The 20,469-nt window shown below is 73.4% G+C and carries 12 protein-coding genes and 1 pseudogene; 6 read left to right on the top strand and 7 right to left on the bottom strand.

The features are described from left to right. The first annotated feature begins 109 nt into the window (after positions 1–109). The 6 genes from ACLZN2_RS42805 (at position 110) to ACLZN2_RS42830 (ending at position 12,860) form a co-directional block, all read left to right on the top strand. Positions 110–4,762, top strand: coding sequence for an NB-ARC domain-containing protein (locus ACLZN2_RS42805; RefSeq protein WP_416985188.1), 4,653 nt, complete (start codon positions 110–112; stop codon positions 4,760–4,762). Between the two features lie 81 nt (positions 4,763–4,843). Next, a complete protein-coding gene (locus ACLZN2_RS42810; protein ID WP_416985189.1) occupies positions 4,844–5,782 on the top strand; it encodes a cyclase family protein in 939 nt (312 codons plus the stop codon). A gap of 207 nt (positions 5,783–5,989) precedes the next feature. Further along, complete coding sequence (locus ACLZN2_RS42815; RefSeq protein WP_416985190.1) at positions 5,990–8,875, top strand: SpoIIE family protein phosphatase; 2,886 nt, start codon at positions 5,990–5,992, stop codon at positions 8,873–8,875. Between the two features lie 85 nt (positions 8,876–8,960). Continuing rightward, the gene (locus ACLZN2_RS42820; RefSeq protein ID WP_416985191.1) at positions 8,961–10,508 is read left to right on the top strand and encodes a sugar ABC transporter ATP-binding protein; all 1,548 of its coding nucleotides are present in this window, start codon (positions 8,961–8,963) and stop codon (positions 10,506–10,508) included. Beyond that, positions 10,505–11,608, top strand: a complete 1,104-nt coding sequence (locus tag ACLZN2_RS42825) for an ABC transporter permease (protein ID WP_416985192.1) — start codon at positions 10,505–10,507, stop codon at positions 11,606–11,608. Before ACLZN2_RS42820 ends, ACLZN2_RS42825 begins: the two co-directional genes overlap by 4 nt. A gap of 85 nt (positions 11,609–11,693) precedes the next feature. After that, positions 11,694–12,860 carry a substrate-binding domain-containing protein gene (locus ACLZN2_RS42830; RefSeq protein ID WP_416985193.1) on the top strand — a complete coding sequence of 389 codons (1,167 nt, stop codon included), beginning with the start codon at positions 11,694–11,696 and terminating at the stop codon, positions 12,858–12,860. A 12-nt stretch (positions 12,861–12,872) separates the two neighbouring features. Here the strand turns inward: ACLZN2_RS42830 and ACLZN2_RS42835 are convergent, their stop codons facing one another. From ACLZN2_RS42835 to ACLZN2_RS42865, 7 genes and pseudogenes are all read right to left on the bottom strand, one after another. Beyond that, positions 12,873–14,681 (bottom strand): glycoside hydrolase family 15 protein, encoded by a 1,809-nt coding sequence (locus ACLZN2_RS42835; RefSeq protein WP_416985194.1) that lies wholly within the window; start codon positions 14,679–14,681, stop codon positions 12,873–12,875. 50 nt (positions 14,682–14,731) lie between these two features. Further along, positions 14,732–15,331 carry a hypothetical protein gene (locus ACLZN2_RS42840; protein WP_416985195.1) on the bottom strand — a complete coding sequence of 200 codons (600 nt, stop codon included), beginning with the start codon at positions 15,329–15,331 and terminating at the stop codon, positions 14,732–14,734. A gap of 125 nt (positions 15,332–15,456) precedes the next feature. Then, a complete protein-coding gene (locus ACLZN2_RS42845) occupies positions 15,457–15,678 on the bottom strand; it encodes a hypothetical protein (protein ID WP_416985196.1) in 222 nt (73 codons plus the stop codon). A 63-nt stretch (positions 15,679–15,741) separates the two neighbouring features. Further along, positions 15,742–17,001 (bottom strand): DUF2201 family putative metallopeptidase, encoded by a 1,260-nt coding sequence (locus ACLZN2_RS42850; protein ID WP_416985197.1) that lies wholly within the window; start codon positions 16,999–17,001, stop codon positions 15,742–15,744. After that, positions 16,998–18,236: pseudogene (locus ACLZN2_RS42855) on the bottom strand (AAA family ATPase). Before ACLZN2_RS42855 ends, ACLZN2_RS42850 begins: the two are co-directional and overlap by 4 nt. 60 nt (positions 18,237–18,296) lie before the next feature. Continuing rightward, the gene (locus tag ACLZN2_RS42860; RefSeq protein ID WP_416985198.1) at positions 18,297–19,685 is read right to left on the bottom strand and encodes a hypothetical protein; all 1,389 of its coding nucleotides are present in this window, start codon (positions 19,683–19,685) and stop codon (positions 18,297–18,299) included. A 189-nt stretch (positions 19,686–19,874) separates the two neighbouring features. Next, a complete protein-coding gene (locus ACLZN2_RS42865) occupies positions 19,875–20,417 on the bottom strand; it encodes a DinB family protein (protein WP_416985199.1) in 543 nt (180 codons plus the stop codon). Positions 20,418–20,469: the final 52 nt, after the last annotated feature.

Consider the following 20,469-nt stretch of genomic DNA (forward strand, 5'->3'; position numbering starts at 1 on the left):
ACGGTACATCACTCTGTCGGACCGGCACCGACGTCGGCGGTGCCACAATGGCTCCGATCAACCCTGACGAACCTGTCCGGCGTGCCGACGCCTCAGCGCGGGAGAGACGATGACCGAGCTCGCTGAGCTGACCACCTGCCTGGGCGACGAGCACGCGGCACGGGCACTGCTCCAGTGGGCAGACGACCTGGGGACGACGGTCAAGCCGGTCAACCCGCGCTGGAAGCCGTCGGGGAAGGGCTACACGGGCGCCGCGCTCGCGGCCGTGACCGTCGCCCCGGGGCCCGGAACCGTGGTGGTCAAGTTGTGTCCCACCGCTCAGCGCGCCGAACACGCCGCCCACGAGCGGGCCCGGCGCGCCTCCCGGGACTTTGCCGCGCGGCACCTGACCGAGCCGGCCTTCCCGCCCTACCCCGTGGGCGACGGACGGCTGCTGACGTTCCAGAAGCCCGCCGGCGGCAGCCTGCGAGGTGTGGAGACGATGGCCCGTCTGGACGGAAACGATCTGATGTCCGCCTTCCGGGCCGTGGTCAAGGGACTGGTGACCGACTGGAACGGGGGAGTCGAGGACCGGCACGCCGATGACGTCCACCTCTCCCGGTTCCTGCGGGACGAACTCGGCGAACTCCTCGCAGACGGCGGTGAGGTACGGGTCTACGCCGCCGGGGTCGACGCGCTCCTGCTGGACGCGGCACGGGCGGCGTGGATCGAGGTCGACGGCACGGTCGTACCGAACCCGCTGCTCATGGCCCTGGGGGACCACCGGCTGCCCGATCCGCGGTTCCCGGTGGTGCGCGGTCTGACCCACTCCGACCTGCATCTGCAGAACGCCATGGTGCCCCGCCGCAGGGGGACGCTCCGTCCGGACGCCTATGAGCTCATCGACCTGGCCGACTTCGACGAGGCGGCCCCGCTGACACGGGACTTGGCGACGCTGACGCTCTCGGTTCTGGCCGACAAGGTGTCCGCAGGCCTCGATGCGGATCAGGAACGCGCGCTGCTGGCCCATGTGGTGAACCCCCAGGACGCCCATGGTGATCATCTCGTCCCGCCATTGATGCGGCTCCTGGACGGCATGCACAGCGCCTGCGCGGACGTCGTCCCGGACAGCTGGCGGGATCTGTGGGCGGATCAGCTGCTCCTGTCCGTCCAGGCCACGGCGTTGCGCTTCACGACGTACGAGGACCTGCGCGACGCCCGCAGGTGGCGGTTCTTCCGCCTGGCGGCCTGCGCAGGCGGAGAGTTACTGGCACGCCACGACGTGACACCGCCGCCCAGCGCACAGCGGATCGAACCGCCGCCCTCGACGGCTGACGTGGCCGTGCCCACCGGGCTCCGCCGTGTACGCCCCACGACGGCGGTGCCGAGCCCCGACCGTCCTCTCGCAGAGCAGCCGAGGCCCAGGGCCATGCCGCACATGGCCCCCGCCGTCCCCTCACACTTCGTCGAACGGCCCGAAGAGGGCGACGACTTGGTGAGGTCACTGCTCAAAGCCGCCACGGCGGAGGGGGACGCCGGCGTTGCCGCCGCGGCTTCCGCCGTCGGTCTGTCCTCGTCCGTCACCGGCGTTCAGGGCACCGGAGGGTTCGGCAAGACCACCCTGGCCGCCTGGGCCTGTCACCATCCGGACGTGCTGGCGGCCTTCCCCGACGGTGTGCTGTGGGCACAGCTCGGCCGCGACGTGCCGCAGCAGCGGATCATCACCGTGGCGCGCGACCTGGTCAGGCTTCTCACCGGCGCCGAACCCCCGGCCTACGCGACCGTGGAGGCGGCCGGTGTCGACCTGGGGGCCGCACTGGACGGACGGCGCGTCCTGTTGGTCGTGGACGACGTGTGGCGGCGGGAGGACCTGGAGCCGTTCCTGCGCGGCGGCAGCGGCTGCGTGCGACTGGTGACCACGCGCAGCCGCGGGATCCTGGACCCGTCGGCGCCGCTGGTCCGCATCGACCGGATGTCCTTCGCCCAGTCGCTGAGCCTGCTGACATCGGGGATCGACACGGCCGAGAACACCACCGTACTGCCGCTGTTCGAGCGCTCCGGCCGTTGGCCGCTGGCCCTGCGCCTGCTGAACGGAGTGCTGCGCAGCATGGTGCAGCGCCTCGGCATGAGCCTGGCCGACGCAGTGCGCGAGATGGCCGACGAGCTGGACCGCCGCGGACTGCAGGACGCACTCGACGAGTACGCCGACCCGCACACGCGCACCGTGGAAGCCACCGTCGACCTCAGTTTCGAAGAACTCGCCCGGATCCCGCGCACCGGCCGCAACTCCCTGGCCAGGCTGCTGGCCCTGGCCTGCTTCCCGGAGGACCAGCACATCCCGTACCGCTGGCTCGCCCGGCTCTGGGGAGTCACCGAACTGACCGCCCGGCGCGAGTGCGCCCGCCTGGACGACCACTTCCTGCTGGCCCAGATCGACACGGAGGGCGTACGGCTGCACGACATCATCCGCGACGTCCTCCAACGCCGCGACCCGCGCGCCGTACGGCAGGCGCATCGCACCCTCCTGGACGCGCACGTCCCGCTGTGCGCCGGAACGGGCTGGCACGCCCTGGCCGGGCCCGACGCCGACCCCGAGTTCCTGGACATCGTCACCTACCACCTCGCCGCCGCCGACGACGGCAACGGTCTCCACCACACCACCACCGACTTCCGTTTCCTCGTCGCCCGGGTCTGGCGCAGCGGCCCCACGGCCCTGGAGGCGGAGGCGGGCCGCCGCAGCCGGGTCTTCCTGCCGCTGGGCATGGACCCCTTCGCGCGGGAACTCGGTCTGCTGGTCTACGGGGAGGCCCATCTGCTGTCCGGGCACGCGCGGCGCGTCGACCTCGCCGTCACCCTGTACAGCCGTTGCCTGGCCCTGGGGGAGGTGAGGGCGCGGCTGCACCACACGCGTGAGGTCCTGGCCGGGGGACTGGTAGCGAAGGCACCCTTTCCCGATGGTCCGGACGAGCGGCTGTGGCGGGTGCTGACCGGCCACACGGGGGCGGTGGACGCCCTGTGCTGGCGGCCGGACGGCCGGCTGCTGGCCACCGGCAGTGACGACGGCACGGTGCGGATCCACCGGGTCGAGGAGGACGGGGAACCGGACCTGGTGGTGGACGCGGCGGCCGGCGCCGGGGTGGTGACCGGCCTGTCGTGGAGCCGTGACGTGGTGTTCCTGGCCGTGGGCACCGACCGGGGCGAGGTGCTGCTGGTGGACCCGTCCGATGGGCGGATCGTACGGCGGCTGGACCTCGGCGAGGGCGACCGTCCCCCTGTCCGGGTGGCCTTCGCTCCCGACTCCCGAACCCTCGCCGTGGCCTGCGGGAGAGACGTACGGCTCTGGCACGCGCCGTTCACCGAGGGCAGTCTGGGACCGCCCTTGCCCGGCGTGCGCGAGGCCGCCTGCACGGTACTGGGCTGGCACGGACGCGGAGGGCTGGCGGCCGGGCTCGCGGACGGCCGGGTCCACCGGTGGACGGGGGAGCCGGAGGGCGAACCGGCGGTGCTCGACACCGGTCAGTCCGTGGTCCAGGCCCTGGACTGGCACCCGGACGGGAACGTGCTGGCCGTGGCCGGTCGCTCGGCGAAGGTGACGCTCATCGACTGTTCCGGCGCCGAGGCCACGGGCCGGGTCTTCGGGGACGAACACAGCGGGGCCGCCTGGCTGCAGTCGCTTGTGTGGGCGCCGTCGGGCGACACCCTGCTCACGGGGGACAACGACGGCACCGTCTTCGTCTGGAAGGTCTCCCGCTGGGGGAGCACCCCTCGCCTCCAGCTCACCGACAGCTTCTCCGCCCGTGGCGTTCAGGTGAGGGCGATCGCTCCCCATCCGCGGGGGGACAGAATCGCTGTCGGCACCCGGCAACCCGTGGTGCGTCTGTGGATCCCCGACCGGCAGGACGACCCGGACGCCGGACTGGCCGACCGGGTGAACACCGTGGCCTGGTCCTCCAGGGGTGCCCTGGCCGCGGGGAACACCGGCGGTCAGCTGATGGTGACCGAGGCCGGACTCGCGGACCTCCCGGTCTGGTCGCGGTACGCCGTGTCCGCGCACGAGGGAGATCTGCGGGCCCTCTCCTGGGCACCCGACGGGCGGTCTCTGCTGAGCGTCGGCGACGACGGCCGACTGCTGCTGTGGGACGCCGAACAGCACGAGGTGGTCCGCGTGCCGGCCCGGACGCTGACCTACCCGGGCGCCGTCGCCTGGAGTCCCGACGGCCGCTGGGTGGCCGCCGGGGACAGCAGCGACGTGCTGCTGTGGCGCACGGCGGACTGGCAGCGGGTCGGCACCTTTTCGGTGGGCGCCAGTGTCAACGCCCTGGCGTTCGCACCCGGCGGCTCACACCTGGCCGCGGCCACCACGTCCATGGAACTGCGGGTCGTTCCTCTCGACGACGCCGGTCGCCCCACAGGGCCGGTCGAGGAGTGGGACGGCCATGTCGGTTCGATCGGTGCGGTGTCCTGGTCACCCGACGGCCGGCACCTGGCCACCGGCGGGTACGACGGTTACGCGCTCCTGTGGGATCCGGCGACCCGACTGCCCCGCCGCGTGCTCGAAGGCGACGGGACGGCGGTGTGGTCCGTGGCCCTGTCGCGGGACGGAAGCCGTCTGGTCGCCGTCACGATGGGAGGCTCCGCCTTCCTGTGGGACACCGAGTCGGAGGCCCAGGTGTGCCGGCTGAGGGTCGACAACCACCTGTCCTCCTGTTCCTTCCACCCGCACGACGACCGCGTCGTCCTCGGCGGCTCGGCCGGCCTCTACCTGTGCCGCACCGCCTCATAGCAGCGGAGCAGCAGCACCCGGGTCCATCCCTGCGACGCGGGCCGCCCTGCGCAGCTGTCGTGCCGGTGCCAAGCTGGAGCCATGTCGGGCAACGGGCCGGCCCTCTCCCGCGCGGAGTTCGACGCCCTCTTCGAGGCGGTGCGCACCCGGGGTGACCGGGACCGGGACCGGGACCGGGTCGATCGCGGTGCGTGGAACCGGGTGACCGCGGACCATGTGCGGCGGGCCATGGCCGAGGTGCGGTCCGGGACGGTCGTCCCGACGGCCCTTCCCTGGAACACCCGGCCCGACCCCGACAACCCCAGGCCCGCCCTGCACCACATGACCGACCTGGGCGATGTGGAGCGCCCCGAACCCGCCGCCCACAAGGACTTCATCGCCGTCGACTACCACGGCAGGGGCGTCACCCATCTCGACGCGCTCTCCCACATCGCCTACCGGGGGCGGCTCTACGGCGGCCGTACGGCACGCGAGGTCGTCGACGCCGGTGGCGCCCGCTTCGGCGCGGTGTCGGAGCTGGGACCTCTGGTGACGAGGGGCGTGCTCCTCGATCTGCCCGCCGTGCTAGGGGTGCCCTGGCTGGAGCCGGGGCGGGCAGTGCACGCGCCGGAGGTCGCCGCCGCGGAGCGGGCCCTCGGTGTGACGGTCGGCGAGGGGGACGCGGTGCTGCTGCGCACCGGGCACGTCCGTCGCCGTACGGAACTCGGTCCGTGGGACTCCGGCGCGGTGAGCGCGGGCTTCCACGTGGACGCCGTACCGCTGCTGGCCGAGCGGGGTGTCGTGCTGCTCGGCAGCGACGGTGACAGTGACGTACGGCCCTCGCCGGTGGCGGGTGTGCACTCGCCCGTCCACGTCCTGGCCGTCACCGCGATGGGGGTGCCGTTGCTGGACAACCTCGACCTGGAGGCCCTGTCGGCCGCGACGGCCCAGGCGGGCCGGTACGCGTTCCTGCTCGTCGTGGCGCCGCTGAACATCCCCGGCGGGACGGGCTCGCCCGTCACTCCGGTCGCAGTTCTGTGACGGTCGGGCACTGCCCTGTCACCACATGTGAGGGCGCCCCCTGGTGGCCGTCGTTCCGACAGTCCGGGCGGGCCATGACTCACGCCTTGTATGTCCGTATGCTCGTCAATGTCGGATTCTTTAGCGAAAGGTGGGCGAGTCGCAGGTGAGTGAACGCGGGTGCGAGTGAGGCGAGGCGTGGTTCGATCCGGAGGAGAACAATCGACGGTGGGGCGTGCCACGGACGGCACGGGGCCCACGCGTTTCCGCGAGCGCTTTCTGCAGGGAGAACCGGTCGACAGGGGCGTACGGGCCTCGATCCTGGACTCCTGGCAGCGCTGCCGGACCCTGGGGCTCTCACCCGACCAGTCCGATCTTCCCTTCCGGGAGGACTTCGAGGCGGACGGCCGTATCGTCCGCGCCGCGGTGCCGGTGCTCGACCGGCTGGAGTCCCTGTTCTCCGGCAGCAAGATCAATATCTCCGTCGCCGACGCGAACGGGACGGTCCTCCTGCGGCGCTTCGGCGAGGCCTCCCTCGCCCGCAGTCTTCCGGCGATCCAGCGCGTCCCGGGCTTCGTGTTCGCCGAGCAGGTCGCCGGCACCAACGGCATCGGTCTGGCCCTGGCCGAGCGCCGCCTGATCCGGGTCTACGGCGCCGAGCACTTCGCGGAGCGCTCCCAGGCGAGCGCCTGTGTGGCGCTGCCCGTGCGCGATCCGCTCAGCGGCGGCATCGAGGGCGTCCTGTGCTTCGGCTATCCCCGCGGCTTCGAGACCCCGGCGCTCGGTGCCGTGATCCGCAAGGCGGCCCGCGCCGTGGAACGGCGGCTGCTGGGGCAGAGCTCCGCGCGGGAACGCGCCCTGCTGCGGGCGTACCTGGCCACCGGGGCCGCATCCGACACGGCCGAAGGGGAGGTGCCGGCTCTGCGGCTGCGCGACAGCGACCGTGCGCTCCTCATGGAGAAGGCCACCGAGCTGATCTCGCGCGCTCAGCGGGCCGCCGTGGACGTGTCGCTGCCCGACGGGCGCCGCGTGACGCTGGTGAGCCGTCCGATGAGAAGCGCGTCGGGGGTGGAGGGTGTCGCCATCGAGGCCGTTCTGCCCGGCTCCGCTGCCGGAGAGCCCCTCGCCTCGTCCGTCCGGGAGCCCCTCGTCCCGTCTCCCGGGGAGCCCCTGGCCGTTGCGGGCCGGGACGACCGGTTGCCGGGCTTCCCCGTCCAGCCCGCCGTCGTCGCCGCCGTCTCACACCTCGCCCGGCTCTCCGTCGCGCCACCCGCCGGGCATGCGCCGGACCGTGCCGACGGCGGGGAAGCAGGCGCGGGCAAGGGTGAGGGCGAGGGTGCCCCCGTCGGTGCCGCGGACGGCACCCGCACCGCCGCGAACGGTTCCCCCGAACCGCCGCCCTCCGCGCGGAGCCTCGTCATGGTGGGGGAGCCGCAGGTGGGCGCGTACGCCCTGGCCGCGCGCCGCAGGCTGGAGCTGCTGTCCGAGGCCAGCGCCCGCATCGGTACCACCCTGGACGTGCGCCGCACCGCCGAGGAGCTCGCCGAGACGGCCGTCCCGCGGCTGGCCGACTACGTGACCGTCGACCTGCCCGATGCCGTCCTGCGCGGCGAGGAGTCCGCCGACCCCGTCGGCGACCTGCGCCGGATCGTGGTCCACGGCATCCGCGACGACCTGCCCTTCACCCCGGCCGGCAAGCGGACCGACTTCGGCCCGACCGCGCCCCAGCGGCGCTCGCTGACCGGCGGACAGGCGGTGCTGGAACCGGACCTGGCGAGCGCCGCGGGCTGGCTTGCCCAGGACCCCGAGCACACCGGGACGCTGCTCGCCCATGTCCACTCCCTCATAGCCGTCCCCCTGGTGGCGCGCGGGGTCGTGCTCGGAGTCGTCAGCTTCTACCGCGCCCAGGAACCCGCCCCCTTCGGGGACGACGACCGCTCGCTCGCCCAGGAACTCGCCACCCGCGCCGCTCTCTCCATCGACAACGCGCGGCGCTACACCCACGAGCGCGCCATGGTCCTGGCCCTGCAGCGCCGGCTGCTCCCGCACGGGCTGCCCGACCAGGAGGCGGTCGAGGTCGCCCACCGCTATCTGCCCGCCGAGGCCGACGTGGGCGGGGACTGGTACGACGTCATCCCGCTCTCCGGCGCCCGGATCGGCCTCCTGGTCGGCGACGTCGTCGGCCACGGCATGCTCTCCGCCGCCACCATGGGCCGGCTGCGCACCGCCGCCCGCAGCTTCGCCGAGCTCGACTTCCCGCCGGACGAGGTCCTCGTCCACCTCGACAACCTCGTGGGGCGCCTGGACCGGGAGGATCCCGACGGGGAGGGTGCGGGCATCATCGGCGCGACCTGTCTGTACGTCGTCTACGACCCGACCTCGCAGCGGTGTGTCATGGCCCGCGCCGGACACCCGCCGCCCGCGCTGGTCCGCCCCGACGGCAGCGTGACCTATCCGGACCTGCCCGCCGGGCCGCCGCTCGGCCTCGGGGGGCTGCCCTTCGACGCCGTCGAGATCGACCTGCCCGAGGACAGTCAGCTGGTCCTCTACACCGACGGACTCATCGAGGACCGGCACCGTGACGTCGACGTGGTCCTCGACCAGCTGCGCGGGGCCCTGGCCCACCACCCCGAGCGCACGCCCGAGGACACCTGTGACGCGATCCTGGAGGCGGTGGCGCCCGCGCACCCGTGCGACGACATCGCCCTGCTCGTCGCCCGCACCCACGCCCTGGACCCCGGCCGGATCGCCACCTGGGAGCTGCCCGCCGACCCCGCCCGCGTCGGCGAGGTCCGCGCCTCTGCCCTGAGGCAACTGGCCGACTGGGGACTCGACGAGACCGCCTTCGCCGCCGAGCTGATCCTCAGCGAGCTGGTCACCAACGCCATCCGCCACGGCACCGGCCCCGTCCGGGTACGGCTGCTGCACGACCGTTCCCTGATCTGCGAGGTCTCCGACACCAGCAACACGGCCCCGCATCTGCGCCGGGCGGCCAGCACCGACGAGGGCGGACGCGGCCTCTTCCTCGTCGCCCAGCTGTCCCGGACCTGGGGCACGCGCTATCTCCCGGAGGGCAAGGTCATCTGGGCCGAGTGCGGGCTCGACGGCGCGTGAGTCACACAGCCCACATCGACGGCCCACGTCGAATGCCTGAATCGAATATCCGAAATGACATGAAAGATCCAGATAGGATCGCCTCATGTGTGACGCTCCCGACACGTCTGCGAAGGCGGCCGCGCCCCTCGCGTCGGAGCCCCTGGTCCGCATCCGAGGGCTGAGCAAACGATTCGGCGGGACCGTCGCCCTGGCCGGTGTCGACCTCGACGTCCACGCGGGCAGCGTCCTCGCCCTCCTCGGGCCCAACGGAGCCGGGAAGTCCACGCTCATCAAGGTGCTCGCCGGCGTCCACCACGCCGACACGGGACGGATCACGGTGGACGGGCACCCGCTCGGCAGCCACGCCGCCACCCGCGCCATGTCCTTCATCCACCAGGATCTCGGTCTCGTGGAGTGGATGACGGTCGCCGAGAACATCGCCCTGAGCACCGGGTATCCACGCCGCGCCGGGCTGGTCTCCTGGCGGCGCACCCGCGAGCGGTGCTCCGACGCCCTGCGCACCGTCGCCGCCCACCTCGACCCCGACGCCCCCGTCGCCCGCCTCGCGCCCGCCGAACGGTCCCTCGTCGCCATCGCCCGGGCCCTCGCGGCCCGCGCCCGGCTCATCGTCCTGGACGAGCCGACGGCCCGCCTCCCCGCCCCCGACTGCGCCCGGCTCTTCCGCGTCCTGCACGACCTGCGCGACCGCGGCCACGCCCTCCTCTACGTCAGCCACCGCCTGGACGAGGTCTACGAGGTCGCCGACACCTTCGCCGTCCTGCGCGACGGCCGGCTCGTCAGCCACGGCCCACTGGCGGGCCACAGCCCCGCCCGCCTGGTGCACGACATCGTCGGCTCCGAGCCGCCGGACCACGGCCCCGCACCGGCCCCGGCCGTCGGCCCGGTCCTGCTGCACCTCCACGCCGTACGCACCGTTGGCGCCGGGCCCGTCGACCTGGAGCTACGGGCGGGCGAAGCGGTCGGCCTGGTCGGGCTCTCCGGCGCCGGACACCTGGACCTGGGCCGGGCCCTCGCCGGCTCCCGGCCCCTGCTCACCGGGGAGGCCAGGCTCGGCGGACGGCCGTACCGCCCCCGTACGGTCGCCGACGCCGTACGGCACGGCGTCGGATTCGTGCCCGGCGACCGGCTGCGGGAGGGCTGCCTCGCCGAGCTGACCGTACGGGAGAACCTCTTCGCCAACCCCGCCGCGGGAAGCCGCCCCGCCCCCCGCTGGATCGGCCCCCGACGGGAACGCACAGCGGCCGCCGCGCTCATCGACCGGTTCTCAGTGCGCCCCCGTGACAGCGAGGCCCCCCTCGCGACCCTGTCCGGCGGCAACCAGCAGAAAGTCATGATCGGCCGCTGGCTGCGGGCGGACCTGCGGCTGCTGATCCTGGAGGAGCCGACCGCGAGCGTGGACATCGGCGCGAAGGCCGCCGTCCACCGCCTGCTCGACGAGGCGCTGGCCGCGGGCCTCGCGGTCCTGCTGCTCTCCACCGACTTCGAGGAGGTCGTGAGCGTGTGCCGGCGCGCCCTGGTCCTCGTCGGGGGAGCCGTCACCGCCGAGCTGAGCGGCGCGACCCTCACGGTCGCCGAGCTGACCCACGCCGCCTCGGCCATGCCCCCGCCCCGGACGGGGACGAGCTCATGACGGCGGCGCCCCGGCCCCGCCGACCGGGCGGCCACCTCGTCGGCGCGTACGGCCTGCTCGCCCTCACCGCCCTGCTCTTCCTGGTCTTCTCCCTCGCCCTGCCCCGCACGTTCCCCACCCTCGACACCGTCGACTCGATCCTGTCCACCCAGTCGATCCCGGCGATCCTCGCGCTCGCCGCCATGGTCCCCATCGTGACCGGCGCCTTCGACCTCTCCATCGGCTACGCCCTCGGTCTGGCCCACGTCATGATGATGCGGCTCGTCGTCGACGAGGGCTGGCCCTGGCCGCTCGCCGCTCTCACGGTGATCGCCGGAGGGGCCGCCGTGGGCATCCTGAACGGAGTCGTCGTCGAGTTCGGGCGGATCGACTCCTTCATCGCCACCCTCGGCACCGGCAGCATGCTCTACGCCGTGACCGGCTGGGTCACCGACGGCGGCCGGATCGTCCCCGGCCCAGGCGGCCTTCCGCCCGCCTTCACCGACCTCTACGACTCCACGTTCCTCGGCCTGCCGGTCCCCGCCTTCTACGTCCTCGCCCTCACCGCCGCCCTCTGGCTGGTCCTGGAACGGCTGCCCCTCGGCCGGTATCTGTACGTCGTCGGCTCCAACCCGCGCGCGGCCGACCTCCTCGGCATCCCGACCCGCACGTACACCGTCTACGCCTTCACCGCCTCGGGCCTGATCGTCGGCATCGCCGGGGTGCTGCTCGCCGCCCAGCAGCAGATCGGCAATCCCAGCGTCGGCCTGGACTATCTGCTCCCCGCCTTCGCCGGCGCCCTCCTCGGCGCCACCGCGATCAAGCCCGGCCGGCCCAACGCCCTCGGCACCCTGGTCGCCGTCGCCGTCCTCGCCGTGGGCCTCACCGGCATCGGCCAACTGGGCGCCGACTTCTGGACGGTCCCGCTGTTCTACGGCGGCACCCTCCTCATCGCCGTGGGCCTCGCCGGCTACGCCGCCCGCCGCCGGCTGAGCGCCGGCGTCTACGCCGCCCGCGACGCACCGCCCGCCGAGCCGCCTCCCACCGGGCCTCCCGGGCCCCCGCCCGCCCCACCCCCCTCCCCGCAGCGGGACGGCGGGCCGACGGACCCCGCCCCCTGACCCGCGGCCGGGGCGCCCACCCCGTGCCCAGGCCCCGCCCCCACCCCCGCCGCAACCTCCGCCCGTCCCCCCGCGAGGAGCCCCCGTGCACGGCAACCGCAGAGCCACCCCCGGCGCCCGCGCCAGCCGGCTCACCTCCTGCGCCCTGCTGGCGGCGGCGATCCTCCTCGCCGGCTGTGAACGCGGGTCCTCGGACGCCCCGGGGGAGACCCCCACAGGCCCGAACGGCTGTCCGGCCGTCCACGCGACGGCGCAGGCCGCCGTCCTGCGGGCGGAGCAGACCGACGTCCCCTGGGGCGGGCCGACCACCGGACCCAGGGCGGTGACCGGCAAGAGGACCCTCGTCTACGTCGCCCAGACCATGACCAACCCCGGAGTCGCGGGCGCCGCGAAAGGCGTACGGGAAGCCGCACGGGTCATCGGCTGGAACGTCCGGGTCGTCGACGGCGGAGGCACCCCCGCCGGCATCCAGGCGGCGATGAGCGAGGCTGTCGCCCTGCGGCCCTCGGGCATCGTCATCGGCGGCTTCGACCCCAACTCGACCTCACGCCAGGTGGCACAGGCCGAGCGGGCGGGCATCCCGCTCGTCGGCTGGCACGCCCTCGCCGCCCCCGGCCCCAGCAAACGGCCCCGGCTCTTCACCAACGTCACCACCCGTGTCGAGGAGGTCGCCGGGATCAGCGCCCGCTGGGTCATCGCCCACTCCCAGGGCCGCGCCGGCGTCGTCCTGATCACCGACGCCTCGATCCCGTTCGCCAGGAACAAGTCCGAGCTGATCAAGAAGGAGCTCGCGACCTGCCCGGGCGTGAAGCTCCTCGCGTACGAGAACATCCCGATCCCGGACGCCGGCACCCGCACCCCCCGCGAGATCTCCTCCCTGCTCGCCCGCTTCGGCGCCAGGTGGACGCACTCCGTCGCCATCAACGACCTGTACTTCGCCGACGCGGCCCCCGCCTTCCGCGCGGCCGGCCAGAAAGGATCCGGGCCGCCGTACAACATCGGCGCGGGCGACGGCGACCCCTCCGCCTTCCAGCGCATCAACAGCCGGCAGTACCAGGCCGCCACCGTGCCCGAACCGCTGTCCCTGCAGGGCTGGCAGATCGTCGACGAGTTCAACCGCGCCTTCTCCGGGACACCCGCCAGCGGCTACACGGCCCCCGTCCACATCTCCACGGCCGACAACAGCGCCGGTACGACGTCCTGGGACCCGACGGGCTACCAGCAGGCGTACCGGCAGATCTGGGGCAAGTGAGAGTCCGGTCCCTCAGCCGAGCGCCCGGTCCAGGTTGAAGGCCGCGCTGATCAGCGCCAGGTGCGTGAACGCCTGCGGGAAGTTCCCCTGCTGCTCACCGGTCTGGCTGATCTCCTCGGCGAACAGGCCCAGATGGTTGGCGTACGTCAGCATCTTCTCGAACGCGAGCCGCGCCTCGTCCAGCCGCCCGGCGTGCACCAGGGCCTCGACGTACCAGAAGGAGCAGATGGAGAACGTTCCCTCGTCGCCGCGCAGCCCGTCGGGGCTGGCCAGCGGGTCGTAGCGGTAGACCAGGGAGTCGGAGACCAGGTCCTCCGTGAGCGCGTCCAGCGTGGACAGCCACTTGGGGTCGGTCGGGGCGATGAACTTGGTCAGCGGCATCATCAGGACCGCCGCGTCCAGTACGTCCCCGTCCTCGTGCTGCACGAACGCCTGCCGCGCGGGCGACCAGCCGCGGGTGTGGACGCGCCGGTAGATCGTGTCGCGGGACTCCTGCCAGCGGGCCAGGTCGGCGGGCAGCCCGCGCCGGTTCGCCATGCGGATGGCCCGCTCGATCGCCACCCAGCACATCAGCCGCGAGTACAGGAAGTTCTTGCGACCGCCCCGCGTCTCCCAGACGCCCTCGTCCGGCTGGTCCCAGTGCTCGCACACCCAGTCCACCAGGGCGCACACGTCGTCCCACTGGTCACTGGAGACGGGCCGCGCCCACTTGTCGTAGAGGTAGACGGAGTCGATCAGCGCCCCGTAGATGTCGAGCTGGAGCTGGTCCGCGGCGGCGTTGCCGACCCGCACCGGCGCCGAGCCGTGATGACCCTCCAGATGCGTCAGCTCGCTCTCCGACAGATCCGTGCGCCCGTCGATGCCGTACATGATCTGCAGCGGCCCGGAGCGCTTCCCGTCGCCCGGGGTGATGTGCCGGGTCACGAACTCCATGAACGCCTCGGCCTCTTCGATGAAGCCGAGCCGCAGCAGCGCGTACACGCAGAACGCGGCGTCGCGCACCCAGACGTAGCGGTAGTCCCAGTTGCGCTCGCCGCCCAGCTGCTCGGGCAGGCTCGTGGTCGGCGCGGCGACGATCGCCCCGGTGGGCGCGTAGGTGAGCAGCTTCAGGGTGAGGGCGGAGCGGTGCACCATCTCCCGCCAGCGGCCCCGGTACCGGGAGGCGGCCAGCCAGCGCCGCCAGTACTTCACCGTCGCCGCGAACTGCTCCTCCGCCTCGGTGCGCGCGCACCCGCGCGGGGCCACATCGTCGCCGACCTGGTCGAGCGCGAACACCGCCGACTCGCCCTCGGACAGCTTGAAGTCCGCCCGCACGTCCGGGCCGTCGCCCTCCAGCGGCACCGTCGAGGTGAGGGAGAGCGACAGCTTCTCGGACTCGAAGACCGCCAGGCCCTCGACCATGCGCACGGTGTGCGGACTGGCGCCGTAGTCGAACCGGGGAGCCACCCGGGTACGGAACGGCAGCGCGCCGCGCACGCACAGCACCCGCCGGATCAGCCGGTGCCGCTCGGCCTCGCCGGCCCCGCCGGTCACCGGCATGAAGTCCTGCACCTCGCCCACCCCGTCCCCGGTGAAGAAGCGGGTGATCAGGACGTTGGTGTCGGGGAAGTAGAACTGCTTGGTGCGGGCGGGGACCGCCGCCGCCAGTTCGAAGCAGCCACCCCGCGCGGCGTCGAGGATCGAGCCGAACACGCTCGGTGAGTCGAACGCGGGACAGCAGTACCAGTCGATCGTGCCGTCCGTGCCCACCAGCGCCACGCTGGTCAGATCGCCGATGAGCCCGTGCTCGGCGATCGGCAGATAGCGGCCGGCATCGGTCATGACAGCCTCCCTGGCCCGACCCGCAGCTCCAGCCTAGGCGGGATCGGCCGTCACGTCCTCGGCAACCAGTCGTCCAGGGCGTCGATGAGCGGGTCGAGCGCGGGCTCCTCGCCGGAGAGGTCCGTCATGACCGTACGGCCGCGGAATCGCAGCGTGTACTGGAACATGTCGACCGCCCCCATGTTCATCGTGAACGAGGGGACGTCGTCCAGCGCCGGATTCCCGAGGAGCAGGCGCAGCTTCCGGAACTGTGCCGCGGTCGTCCGCCGGACCCGGGACTCGCCCTTGTCCGTGACACGGACCGTGCCGTCGCCGCGCAGGACCACCTCCTGGTTCACGCCGGCGAAACCGCCGGTGATCGTCATGGTCACCAGTTTCTGGTCGGGGCCGCTGACGGGCAGGAGCGTGGGGCTCGCGGACGGCGATGCCGACGCCGACGCTGATGCCGACGTGGACGGAGACACGGGAGGAGACGACGAGGGTGAAGGGGGAGGCGGCGCGGAGGACGCGGTCGCCGTGGCCGTCGGCGTACCCCCGGCGGTGCCGCCGGTCCCCCCGTCCCCGCCGTCCTCGAAGGTGCAGCCGGACAGGGTCAGTACACCCACCGCGCACACCGCCGCCGCGCCGGCGGCCGTCCCCCTGGCGAACATGGCGTCTCCTCCCGCGTGTCATGCGCTGAATGAGCGTCACATCAGGGTGTCATGCGGTGAGTTGAGCCGCGAGTGCCGCGGAGCCTTCCGGCGGAGCGGGTGATCGGCCGTGGCCTCCTCGTGTTTCACACCTCGTGCGGAGCGAACAACTCCAGATGGCCGCAGGCGCGGCAGCGGTGGGCGTCTATCTGGAAGCGGGGCCGGCCGAAGCGCTTGGCCCCGCCCAGGATGCCGCGCTGCAGGGGTCCCGGAATCCACCGCGCGTACCCCCGGGAGTGGTCGCCGGAGTCCTCGACGAACCCCGGATCCAGGTCGAACCCCTGGCACTGCGAGCATTTGATCTCCATGCCCGCACTGTAGAAGCAGCCGGAGCGAGCCGGTGAGCCCCTGAGCCGACGGACCGGCGCCGTTCAGCCGATGTCCACCACCCGTGCCCAGGCGGGCGGTGCGTCCGGTACGTACTCGGGGTCGCTCTCCCGCCAGGAACCGGACCCGGGCCGGGAGAAGAGGCCCACGACCGTACGGCACGCCGGGCGCGCCTCGGGCCAGGGCGTCTGACCGTCCGTCAGCACCACGACGACATCGGGCCGCGGCGGCGTCCGCAGCGCCCTGGCGAAGCCCGCGCGCAGATCCGTACCGCCACCGCCCATCAGCGGAATCCCCTCACCCCGGCACAGCGAGTGCACGAACCGGGAGTCCGCGTCGCACGGCAGTACGGTGACCAGGTCCCGTCGGCCGCCCGCGGCACGGCAGATCGCGGCGACCTCCAGGAGAGCGCTGCCCAGTTCGGCGTCGCTGACCGACCCGGAGGTGTCGATGATCACGGACACCTGGGGCGGTCGGCGCCGCAGGCTCGGCAGGACGACACCGGGCACCCCGGCCGAGCGCCGCGACGGCCGCCCGTACGAGTAGTCCTCGCCCCCGCCCGCGCCCGAGGCGGCCGAGCGGACCGCCGCACCCAGCAACTCCCGCCAGGGCTGCGGCGGATGGAACGCCTCCTCGGCCCACCGCCGCCACTGCTCGGGCGCGTTCCCCGGACGGCCCTTGATGCCCTGCGCCACCCGGAAGCGGACGGCGTCCCGTTCCTGCTCGCTCAGTCCGTGCGCGCCGTCGGGTCCGAGGTCCCACTCCCTCTCCAGCCCGTCGGCGCCGCTGCCGCAGTCCAGCCAGGCCAGGTCCTGGGTACGCGCCCCCAGGCTGAAGCGGCGCAGATAGTCCTCCATCAACTCGCCCTCGGGCAGCCCCAGGAACTCCGGGTCGACCGCGCCCGCGGGCCGCACCAGTCCGTCGCCGTACGCGTCGTCGTTGATCTCGCAGTCCGCCGCGATGTTCATCCGCAGCCGCTCCCCGGGGCCGGTCAGACCGCGTTCGCGGGCCACCCGGTCGCTGCGCCCGTGATGGTCGCGCAGCAGATGCGACACCTCGTGCACCCAGACCGCCGCCAGCTCCTCCACCGGCATCCGCTCCACGAACGCGGGCGAGACATAGCACCGCCAGTGCTTGTCGACGCCCATCGTCGGCACCCGCCGGGACTCGACGACGTGCAGGGCGAAGAGCGCCGTCGCCAGGTAGGGGCGGGCCCGTGCGGCGTACAGCCGGGCGGTGAAGAGCTTGTCGCGGTCGAGGGGCGCCGGTGTGCCCACGTCCTGCGTCGGCGGTGCCCCCGTCATGCCTTCACCGCGGCCGCCGCCCGGTCCGCCCGCCGGGACAGCGACACGACCCCGGCGAGCTTCTCGATCGACGCCGGCACCTGCCACTCCTGGCAGCGCAGCGCGGCCAGTGTCGTCGCCGGGACCACCACCAGATCCGGCGCCCCGGTCTCCACCGCCCGCACGAGCAGGGCCCAGGCAGCGTCCCAGCGGGACTTGTTCGGGCGTTCACGGACCGCGGCCACCACCCCGTCGAGGACGGCCTGCCGCAGATCCCCGCGTTCGGGCAGCTCGGCGCCCGCCGGGTCGGCGAGCAGCACCTCGGGGTCCGGGAGGTCCAGCCGGTCCAGGCTCGCCAGCAGCTCCAGCCCCGGACCGTCCCCCACGGTGCCCCTGACCAGCAGCGCGAGCACGTCCCGCGAGGAACCGGCCGCCGTCGCGAACGCGATCAGGTGCAGGGTCATCTCCCAGCTCCGGGGCGATGGCCAGGGGCCGCCCCGGCGGGTCTCCCCGCTGGGCAGCCGGTGCACGAGCGGCGGGCGCGCGGTGAGGAACGCGCACACCGCCCGGCGCGCGTACGCCACGGCCTGCGGCAGCTTCTCCGGGGCGAGCCGGGGCAGTGTCGCCCGTGGCTAGGTCCCGCCGAGACCCCGTACGACGACCTCGTGGTCGTGGTGCCACTGGAGGTGGACGAACCGGTTGGCCAGCGGAGGGCTCAGTTCCCAGCCGTCGGCCGCGGAGGACCGGGGGTTGGCGGCGGCCACGATCCGCACGCCGGGCGGCAGCCGCAGGGCGCCGATGCGCCGCTCCAGCACGAGTCGGAGCAGCGCGGCCTGGACGGCCGGCGGCGCGGTGGACAGCTCGTCGAGGAACAGCAGTCCCCGGCCGGCCCGCACCAGCCGCACCGCCCAGTCCGGCGGGGCCAGCGGAACGCCCTGCTCGGCGGGGTCGTCCCCGACGACGGGCAGCCCGGAGAAGTCGGACGGCTCGTGCACGCTCGCGATGACCGTGGTCAGCGGCAGGTCGAGGGACTCGGCGAGCTGGGTCAGGGCCGCGGTCTTGCCGATCCCCGGCTCGCCCCACAGCAGCACGGGCAGATCGGCCGCCACGGCGAGCGTCAGGGCCTCCAGCTGGACGTCGGGGCGCGGTTCGGTGCCGGCGTCGCGCAGCAGGGTCAAGAGGTCTCCGGCCACGGCGAGTTGGGGCTCAAGGGCCGGGTGGGCGGAGGGCACGGCGAACGGGGTGCTGATGGGCATGTGTGTGATCACCTTTTGGTCGGGGTGAGCCGAGTGAGGGAAGGACAGGGTTCGGGGCGCTCAGCGGGGCGAGCCGTGGCGCGGATGCGAGCGGAGAAGAGGGGGACGCCGGTTTCGCGGGGGGACACGGGTGGGCCCGGGTCCCGTGAGACCCGCCCGGAACAGCCCGTAGGTGATGCGGCGGAGCGCGGCCTCCTCCAGGGCGTCCCGCAGTGCGCCGTCGCGCAGCAGCGCCTCGGGGCCCAGCAGGCCCTCGACCACCGCCAGCGCACCGGCGAGGTCACCGTGGTTCAGGCGTTCGCGGACGCCGTCGAGACAGTCGGGGCGGCGGTGCGCCCGGTCGATGGCCTGCAGACAGGGCAGGGGGGTGCCGGACAGCGCGGCCAGCAGCTCCTCCCGCCGGATCTCGTCCGGGTCGTGGTCCAGCGGGGCCAGCACACCGTCGACGAGGCCGATCCGGTGCCGGGCGCCACGGCACTCCACGAGCCGTGCCCGCCCCGCCGGGTCGTCGCTCCTCGGCGGACGCGTCGGTGAACGGCCCGGTACGAGCGCCGCGGCCACCAGGGGGTGCAGCAGCTCGGCGTCGATCGCACCGGTGCGCAGCAGCTCCAGGTCGGGGAGGGTCCAGGTGGCAGCGTCGGGCAGGACCGGCAGCGCGGAGCAACCGCCGCCGGTGGGCGCCCCGGTGATCCGCAGTGCGGGCGACCCGCCGCCGTCCGCGTGGGCGGCCAGTTCCAGGGCCAGCCGACGCCGCCCTCCGAGGCGTACGAGAACAGTCCCGGTACCGCCCGGCCACCCCTCGGCGGCGAGCAGGATTCCCGCCTCGTCCGCCCAGCGTCCCACGGCACAGCCGAGCTCGGGCGGCACCAGTCCGTGGTCCACGCCGGGATCCGGTCCCGCACCCCGAAGGCGGGCCCCCAGCTCACCGGCCCTGTCCGCATCCCACAGATGCCGGTGCAGGTCGAGGCGGAAGCGCCGGTTGGGACAGGGATGCGGGTGGTGCCGGGCGCGGTCCTCCGGGCGGGAACCGCCCCACAGTGCGAGGCTCATCCGCTGCCCGGCGTCCGCCCAGGACGGCGCGGTCCGCACCACGAGATGCACCGGCCGCCCACCGCCCGGCCCCTCGGTGCCGTACCGGGCCAGGGACAGGGTCAGCCCGGGCCGGAGCAGCCCGTCGGGAGCGATCCTCGGCATGTGCCAGCGCAGCAGGTCGGGTGCCAGCCGACGCAGGTCGGCCCGGACCCGCGCGGCCAGTTCCCGGCCGTGGGCCCGCGCCAGGGATCGCGCGGTGAAGTCGACGTCGATGCCTGCGGCGGCACACGCCCCCGCCCAGTCACCGGTCAGCCGGCGGGCGGTCGCAGTCTCGATCATGGAGGGCGGGACGGCGAACTCGCGCACGCGCCGCCAGAAGGAAAGCCGGGAGTCCCCGTTCGCGATCCGGGTGAGCATCAGCACTCACCTTGCGCGGACGGGTCCCCCAATCTGCGAGCAGAAGAAGTAGTCATCGCGGTGATCGTACGGATCACTTCGAGGTCCGTCACGCGATTTTCCGCGACAACCAACGGCGAGAGACGGGGGACGGTCCGCGAGGACTACGGCACGGACGGCGACGGCCGCGGACCTGAACCTCCTTCGAGGTCAGCCCATGCTCTTCGCCCCGTCCAGGGACTCCCGGATGATGTCGGCGTGACCTGCGTGCTGGGCGGTCTCACCGACGATGTGGATCAGAACCCGGCGCGCCGACCAGCGCACTCCCGGCTCGAACCACGGAGCCTTCGGCAGCGGGTGGTCCGCGTCCAGGCTGGGCAGGGAGACGACCAGTTCGTCCGTACGGTGGGCCACCTCCTCGTACTCCTTGAGCACGCCCGCCAGCGTCTCGCCCGGCAGCATCCGGAACTCGTCGGCCCGCCGGGCGAAGTCGGCCTCGGTCATGGAGTCGAAGTCGCCCAGGGCCGACGGGCCCTCGACGATGAAGTCCGCCCAGCCGCGCTCGGTCGAGGTCACGTGCTTGATCAGGCCGCCCAGGCACAGCTCGCTGGCCGTGGGCCGCTGCCCGGCCTGCTCGTCCGTGAGGTCGCGGGTGGTGAACCGCAGGAAGTGCCGGGCGTTGGCCAGCTCGTGCAGCAGGTCGGCGCGCTCGCCGGTGACGGCCTGGGCGGGGGTGGTGGTGGAGCCGTTCATGGTTCTGTTCTCCCGTGTGGTGTTCCGCGGTCGAGACCCACGTTAGGAGGTA

Source organism: Streptomyces sp. T028, assembly GCF_048159505.1.
Classification (GTDB): domain Bacteria; phylum Actinomycetota; class Actinomycetes; order Streptomycetales; family Streptomycetaceae; genus Streptomyces.

Bases quoted from the DNA above. Each gene is read 5' to 3' on its own strand.
- ACLZN2_RS42840 (WP_416985195.1), bottom strand. From the start codon at position 15,331: ATGTTCGCCAGGGGGACGGCCGCCGGCGCGGCGGCGGTGTGCGCGGTG.
- ACLZN2_RS42845 (WP_416985196.1), bottom strand. From the start codon at position 15,678: ATGGAGATCAAATGCTCGCAGTGCCAGGGGTTCGACCTGGATCCGGGG.
- ACLZN2_RS42825 (WP_416985192.1), top strand. From the start codon at position 10,505: ATGACGGCGGCGCCCCGGCCCCGCCGACCGGGCGGCCACCTCGTCGGC.
- ACLZN2_RS42805 (WP_416985188.1), top strand. From the start codon at position 110: ATGACCGAGCTCGCTGAGCTGACCACCTGCCTGGGCGACGAGCACGCG.
- ACLZN2_RS42860 (WP_416985198.1), bottom strand. From the start codon at position 19,685: ATGCTCACCCGGATCGCGAACGGGGACTCCCGGCTTTCCTTCTGGCGG.
- ACLZN2_RS42810 (WP_416985189.1), top strand. From the start codon at position 4,844: ATGTCGGGCAACGGGCCGGCCCTCTCCCGCGCGGAGTTCGACGCCCTC.
- ACLZN2_RS42865 (WP_416985199.1), bottom strand. From the start codon at position 20,417: ATGAACGGCTCCACCACCACCCCCGCCCAGGCCGTCACCGGCGAGCGC.
- ACLZN2_RS42835 (WP_416985194.1), bottom strand. From the start codon at position 14,681: ATGACCGATGCCGGCCGCTATCTGCCGATCGCCGAGCACGGGCTCATC.
- ACLZN2_RS42850 (WP_416985197.1), bottom strand. From the start codon at position 17,001: ATGACGGGGGCACCGCCGACGCAGGACGTGGGCACACCGGCGCCCCTC.
- ACLZN2_RS42820 (WP_416985191.1), top strand. From the start codon at position 8,961: ATGTGTGACGCTCCCGACACGTCTGCGAAGGCGGCCGCGCCCCTCGCG.